This is a genomic window from Mycobacterium simiae (genome assembly GCF_008370645.1).
Lineage (GTDB): Bacteria > Actinomycetota > Actinomycetes > Mycobacteriales > Mycobacteriaceae > Mycobacterium > Mycobacterium simiae_A.
Genome location: NZ_VTZN01000221.1, coordinates 1 through 6,922 on the forward strand (window position 1 = coordinate 1; position 6,922 = coordinate 6,922).

A 6,922-nucleotide genomic window follows, 5' to 3' on the forward strand; every position below is an offset into this window, starting at 1 on the left:
ACTGTTGGGGACTGGCGGTGCCGGCGGGGACGGCAACGGCTCCCTTATCGACACGGCCGGGGGGGCTGGCGGTAACGGCGGGGCCGGCGGTTGGTTATTGGGCAACGGAGGAACCGGCGGGGCCGGCGGGTTCTCGACCACCGTTTTAGGGTCCGGCAATGCAGGCGGGGCCGGCGGAGCTGGCGGAGCTGGCGGACTATTGGGCGCTGGCGGGGCTGGCGGCGCCGGCGGAGGCGGCTTCGGCGGCCCCGACGCTGTCGGCGGCGACGGCGGAGCCGGCGGGACGGGCGGGCTGCTCGCAGGGCTGGTCAGCGCTGGCGGCGGCGACGGCGGGACCGGCGGCTTCGGTTTTAGCCATGGCGGTGCAGGTGGCCGCGGCGGCGATGCCGGCCTGGTCGCCGGCTCCGGCGGGCACGGCGGGGCCGGAATCGGCACCGACGTTTTCCCGGTCGCCGGCGGGGCCGGCGGGAACGGCGGACGCGCCGGCCTGCTGTTGGGCAACGGCGGTGCCGGAGGCGGGGGCGGGGAGAGCGGCAACGCGGACGGCGGGGACGGCGGAACCGGCGGCGCCGCCGCCGTGCTGATCGGCGATGGCGGCAACGGCGGTAACGGCGGGACCGGCCCGACGCCCGGCACTGGCGGTCCAGGTGGCTCCGGAGGCGTGTTGGGCGTTTCCGGAATCAACGGCTTACCGTAGCCAGCCTGCCGCAGATTTCTTCCTGGGCGACCGCGCTAACGCGGCTGCACGCTGTGCGAGATCTCCTGGGCCGCCGAGGTCTGTGGCAGATAAGGACTGGGGCGGCGGCGACCGTGTGCCAGCAAGGGGCGCTCATGTCCGCAGGTCTTGGCCCGGTCCACGCAATCTGGCGCCGCTTGCCTGCCGCTTGCCTAGGTACCGGTGTAGGCCGTCTGCGGTGTGCCGGCGGGTCGAAGCAACCTCCCGTGCAGCTCGTTGTCGCAGTGACGGTTGCGAATTCCTCTCTAGGAGTCTCGGCAATCGTTGCTGGGTTGCGATTGGCCGGCACTGCGCACAAGGCTCTACATCTGAATAACCTTGGCGGCCAACAGGGTAGGCACATGATCTGGTGCCGTCGGCAATTGAGACATGCTGGCTTCTAGCGTGCCGGGCTGGCGGGTTCGCGAGACGTTGACGCTGCTCCTCGCAGTCTTGGGCGATGCCGAGCGCGGCCGAAGGAATAGTGCATCGCGGGTCCGGGTGCGCAAACGCTGCCACGAGAGCACCCCGTATTCCAGAGCCGAGAAGTACGGCACGATCCGACCCGCCTACCCTTGCACCACGCCACCGGAGCCGACAACGTGGTGAAAATGGTTGCGATGTAAGCAGAGCCGCAATGGGAGTAGAAGATCACGCCGTCGACCGTGGCGCGAACTTCCGCTGCCACACTGATCAAGCTAACCTTCTTCGGTTGAAATCTCCGTTATGTTCTCGCACCGTCAGCGGTTCGGCACGGCGGCGGCAGAGTCAACGCGTGAGCCAATCGGCAAACTTTGGCGCCGACGTGTCGTGGCGGGTGAATCCTTGTGCCGCTTCGCGTTTGCGACCTTGCTATTCGGTGTTCGCCTCCACCGTCCAGCCGGCCTCGATCCGGTGGCGGCGGATCCGCGGACCCATAAGTGCACATGTGTGGGATGTCGCGACACTGCGCGGGATTCGGGCGCAGCGGCCACGACCGCACATGGGTGGGCGCACCCTTCGGGCGCTTGCGGGCACGCGGCTTACGCACCACCGGCTGCGCGACCGGTGTCGGTTCGCTGCGGTAGCCAATACCCATCTGCACCACCACAACGTAAGGCCCACCCCTGACAACCCAGACCTACCGACGTGCCCGACACAGCGTGTCGTTGCTGCACGCACACCTGGTGTTGGTGACCAAGTACCGCCGGGCGGTACTCACCGGCGAGATGCTCACCTTTTGCGAGCACACCATGCGTACGGTGTGTACCGAACTCGCCGCCGAGTTGGTCGAGTTCAACGGCAAAGCCGACCACGTGCACCTGCTCGTCGCCTACCCGCCAACCTTGGCGATCTCGACGCTGGCGCAAAGACTGAAAGGCCGCACGGCTTACGCCGTGCGACGCGAATACACCGGGCGCTGTGTCCGCGCCCGCATACGCGGACATCTGTGGTCGCCGTCCTACTTCGCCGTCTCCTGCGGCGGTGCGCCGCTGTCCATCATCAAGCAATACATCGACGGCCAAGCCCGACCACTGTGAACGCGGGCTGCGCCCGGCGAACAACGGGATGGGCTTACCCCAGACTGAAGTCCGGGGCTTGCGCCCAAGAAAAGTCCGGTCATACGAGGAACCAATGGGCTTCCACCTAACCCGGTTCCAGGCCGGGACCTTCTGATAACTACTCGCACCACAAGCACACCGGAATGCGACGACGAGCGCACCACCGGACATCGCCGATAATTGGTCGCGTTCGATCTGCTGGTTGTAGCGAAATATCGACAGATCGTGTCGAATTCGCCGCCTTAAGAGTTAGCATCCGCTTACCGGTACATACGGACGACAGTCAGATCAGCCGGGTTAGCGAGGTGTCAGATGTCCTTTCTGATTGCCGCTCCCGACCTGGTGGCGATGGCGGCAGAAAATCTCGCGGGTATCGGTTCTTCCCTGACTGCGGCCAATGCGGTGGCCGCGGCCCCCACAACCGCGCTGGTGGCCGCTGCTGCTGATGAAGTGTCGGCGGCCGTCGCGGCGTTGTTTTCCAACCAAGCCCAGCAGTACCAGGCGCTGAGCGCTCAGGTGGCGGCGTTTCACGCCCGGTTCGTGCAGGTGCTGGCCGGCACCGTGGGCGCGTATGCGGCCGCCGAGGCGGCTAACGCCTCGCCATTGCAAACCCTCGGGCAAGGCTTGCTGGGTGTGGTCAATGCGCCCGCCGCCGCGGTCTTGGGCAGGCCGTTTATCGGCAACGGCACCAACGGGGCCCCGGGGACCGGAGAGGCCGGTGGGCCTGGGGGGTATCTGTTGGGCAACGGCGGCAACGGTGGCTCAGGTGCCCCCGGGAAGGCCGGGGGTGCCGGCGGATCCGCCGGGTTGCTGGGCAACGGTGGGGCCGGCGGAGCCGGCGGTGCCGGCGCGTCGGGCGGCAAAGGCGGTACCGGTGGGTGGCTGTGGGGTAACGGTGGGACCGGTGGGGCCGGCGGGACCGGCGACGGGTCCGGTGGGGCCGGTGGTAGCGCGCTGTTGTTCGGCGTCGGTGGCAACGGCGGGCCGGGTGGGGCCGCGAGCGGTGCCGGGAACGGCGGGCCCGGCGGAGCTGGCGGCGCTGGCGGCGCACTTGTAGCCATCGGCGGAGCCGGCGGGGCCGGTGGCGCCGCTACCAGTGGGACCGGCGGGGCCGGCGGGGCCGGCAGCGACGCAAGTGGCCTGTTCTTTGGCCTGGGCGGGGCCGGCGGGCACGGCGGCAATTCTTCGACGGGAACCGGCGGAGCCGGCGGCGTCGGCGGCTGGGCCGGCGCCACCAGCCCCTTCGGGATCGACATCGCCATCGGCGGTGCCGGCGGGCACGGTGGCGCGGGTATTACTGGCGGCGCCGGCGGCGGGGGCGGCGCGGCAGGTACTTCGGGCTTGGTTGCAATCAACTTCGTCCTGGCCGGCGTCGGCGGCAATGGCGGTGTGGCTACCACGGGGACCGGCGGGGCCGGCGGTATGGGCGGTTTCGCTATTGCCCCCGACATCATCGGGTTCGCCGTGGCCCACGGCGGCGCCGGTGGAGGTGGTGGGGCCGCCACCGGGATCGGCGGCAGCGGCGGGGCAGGCGGTACTGGGAATTTGGGCCTTGCGGGTGTGGGCGTGGGCTTCGGCGGTGCTGGCGGGGTTGGCGGGGCAGCCACCGGGACCGGCGGCGGCGGCGCCGCCGGTGGCTTCGGCGTCGGGTTGCTGGCCGGAGTAGGCGGTGGCGGCGGGCAGGGCGGCGCCGCTCCCGCTGGTACCGGCGGCCATGGCGGTGCCGGCGGTACCGGCCTCGGGATCATCGGCGCGGGTGGGAACGGCGGTCACGCCGGTACCGGCGTCGGGGTCAACGGCGGTAACGGCGGCAACGGCGGCAACGCTTATGGCGCACTCGCAGCCATCGGCGGGGCCGGCGCCAGCGCTGGCGCCGCTACCAGCGGAAAGGGCGGGTTCGGCGGTGCCGGCGGTGCCGCCGAGAGCCTAATTTTTGGGCTGGGCGGGACCGGTGCCGCCGGTGGCGACGCTGCCACGGGAATCGCCGGCGACGGTGGTGGTGGCGGCACGGGCATCGCCCGCAGCCCCTTGGGGATCAACGTTGCCATCGGCGGTGCTGGCGGCGCCGGCGGCGCCGGTACTAGTGGCGGCGACGGCGGCTCCGGCGGTGGCGGCATTTCCTACGGCACCGTGGCACTCGCCTTAGACGTGGCCGGTGCCGGCGGCGCCGGCGGCGCGGCTACCACTGGGGCCGGCGGTGACGGCGGTTTTGGCGGCGTCGCTGAAGCCCCCTTCGGTCTCTTCGGGTTCGCTGTGCTGCACGGCGGCGCCGGCGCGGTTGGTGGGGCCGCTACCGGGGCTGGCGGCATTGGCGGGGCCGGTGGCGGTGGTGGCGGCGTCATCTCGCTGTGGGGTGCGGGCGCCGGCGGCGCTGGCGGGGCTGGTGGGGCCGCTACCGGGGCTGGCGGCACCGGCGGCGCTGCGGGCGCCGGCGGTGAGGCCGTAACGATTGGGGTCGGCGTGGGCGGTACCGGCGGGACCGGCGGCACGGCTCCCGCCGGTACCGGCGGCGATGGCGGTGCCGGCGGCAACGGCCTCGGGTTGATCGGCGGGGGTGGCAACGGTGGCGACGCCGGTACTGGCGTCGGAACCGCCAAGGGCGGCAACGGCGGTAACGCCGGGGCAAGCGTCAATGGCAAGTTCACCGCGGCGATATACGGCAGCGGCGGCAACGGCGGCAACGGCGTCAACGGTGGAAGTGGCGGCAAGGGGGGCAGCGCCGGCATGTTTGGCGGCACGCCGGGGAGCAACGGATCGCCATAGCGGGTTGAGCTGATGGTAGCCAGCAATGGCGGCGCCGGTCTTTACCACCCAATCACCATGGGCAATCGTGCAAACTGCGGGCGGTCCTGCGCTGGTCAGCATCCCGCCGCGACCGGAAATCCGAGGTCCGATCGAGCACGAGTTTGCCGGAGACAGGCAAGCGAAACGAACGACGTCCGGGAAAGCTCAAGATCTTGCCACCAGCGGCGATACGATTTGCTCAGCCTGTTCGTCTGTGGTGACCAGACGTTTGCCGAGCTAATGAGCCACTTCGGAGGTGTCCGATGTCGTTGATGATCGCGGTTCCAGAGGTGCTGAGGACAACGGCTACCGACCTGGGCAGTATCGGTGCAGCGCTTAGCCTGGCGAACACGGTGGCGGCGAGTCAGACGACGACGTTGCTAGCGGCTGGCGCTGATGAGGTGTCTGCCAGCATTGCTGCGCTATTTGGTGCGTACGGCCAGGATTATCGGGGGTTGAGCGCGCAAGCCGAGACGTTTCATGCGCAGTTTGTGCAGGCGTTGACCGCCGGCGCTGGGTCGTATGCCAGCGCGGAGGCCGCCACCGCGTCATCGTTGCAGCAACTGCTCGACGTGATCAATGCGCCCGCCCTGACGCTGACCGGACGTCCGCTGATCGGCAACGGCGCCAACGGCGCTCCGGGTACCGGGCAAAACGGGGCACCCGGCGGATGGCTGCTCGGTGATGGTGGCGCCGGCGGGTCCGGCAGTTTCGGCAATCTCAATGGCGGTCATGGCGGCGCGGCCGGGCTGTTCGGCAACGGTGGGGCTGGCGGCGCTGGAGCGGCCGGATTGGGCCTGGGCGGCAATGGCGGCAATGGCGGTGCCAGCGGATTGTTCGGCGCGGGTGGCGCGGGCGGCGCGGGCGGATTCTCGTCTGTGGGCACTGGCGGTACCGGCGGGACCGGCGGCGCAAGCGGACTTTTCGCCATCGGCGGGCAGGGTGGTGTTGGCGGCACCGGCGACCTGGCCGGGGGTACCGGCGGGGCCGGCGGAGCTAGCGGTCTGTTTGGCTCAGGCGGTATCGGTGGCGCCGGCGGGACCGCGACTGCATTGACTGGCAACGGCGGGGCCGGCGGGCGCGGTGGCACCGCCGCGCTGATCGGCACCGCCGGAGCCGGCGGCAACGGCGGAGCCGGCCCTAGTACCGGCGGCAATGGCGGGACCGGCGGCGACGGCGGGCTTATCGGCGACGGCGGGGCCGGCGGCGCCGGCGGGTCCGGTGACGCTGGCGGACTTGGTGGCCTCGGCGGTAACGGGGGCGTGCTCTTCGGCTCCGGCGCTGATGGGGGCGCCGGCGGGATCGGCGCCAGCATCGGCGGGTCCGGCGGAGTCGGCGGCAACGGCATACTCTTCGGCTCCGGCGGCTCCGGCGGTTCGGGCGGGTTCGGCAATGCGGACTTAGGCGGACAGGGCGGAGCCGGAGGGGCCGGTGGGATAATCGGCAGCGGCGGGGCCGGCGGGGCCGGCGGAGATGCCGGGCCGGGCGCCATTACCGGCGGGGGCAATGCGGGCCATGGCGGCGACGCGAGGCTGATCGGTAACGGCGGCAACGGTGGCAACGCCGGACTGGGGACCGCCAACGGCATGGCCGGCATCGGCGGCAACGGCGGGTTCTTGCTGGGTCGAAACGGGATGAACGGGCTGACGTAGCCGACCCGCCCCGCGAGGCTCCTTCCTCGTCGCGTTTCGTGCGTCCACGACACACCCAAGGCGGCAGAGTCGACAGCAACCAAGGGGAGCCCGCGCCGGTGGAGCCTCGGTGATCAGGCGGAGTTCGGCAGCCTCGGCTGCGATTAGATTTGGCCAACGTGCGGTGATGAGCGGGCCCAAAAACCTACGGAATCGTCACTTTTCCCTACGTAACCGTAGCATTCGGCAAC

At 70.6% G+C, this 6,922-nt stretch carries 3 protein-coding genes and 1 pseudogene; all 4 read left to right on the plus strand.

Annotated elements, in window-relative coordinates; genetic code table 11:
• Positions 1–697, plus strand: a pseudogene (locus F0Q45_RS28060) (PE family protein); the annotation flags it as partial.
• 1,124 nt (positions 698–1,821) lie between these two features.
• Entirely contained in the window at positions 1,822–2,235 is a 414-nt protein-coding gene (tnpA, locus tag F0Q45_RS23245) for an IS200/IS605 family transposase (RefSeq protein ID WP_149656148.1), read from the plus strand.
• A 333-nt stretch (positions 2,236–2,568) separates the two neighbouring features.
• Positions 2,569–5,019 (plus strand): PE family protein, encoded by a 2,451-nt coding sequence (locus F0Q45_RS23250; protein ID WP_149656149.1) that lies wholly within the window; start codon positions 2,569–2,571, stop codon positions 5,017–5,019.
• A 284-nt stretch (positions 5,020–5,303) separates the two neighbouring features.
• Positions 5,304–6,692, plus strand: coding sequence for a PE family protein (locus F0Q45_RS23255; protein WP_149656150.1), 1,389 nt, complete (start codon positions 5,304–5,306; stop codon positions 6,690–6,692).
• The last annotated feature ends 230 nt before the right edge of the window (positions 6,693–6,922 follow it).

Excerpts from the sequence above, each read along its gene's own strand:
- F0Q45_RS23255 (WP_149656150.1), top strand. The coding sequence starts at position 5,304 with ATGTCGTTGATGATCGCGGTTCCAGAGGTGCTGAGGACAACGGCTACC.
- F0Q45_RS23250 (WP_149656149.1), top strand. The coding sequence starts at position 2,569 with ATGTCCTTTCTGATTGCCGCTCCCGACCTGGTGGCGATGGCGGCAGAA.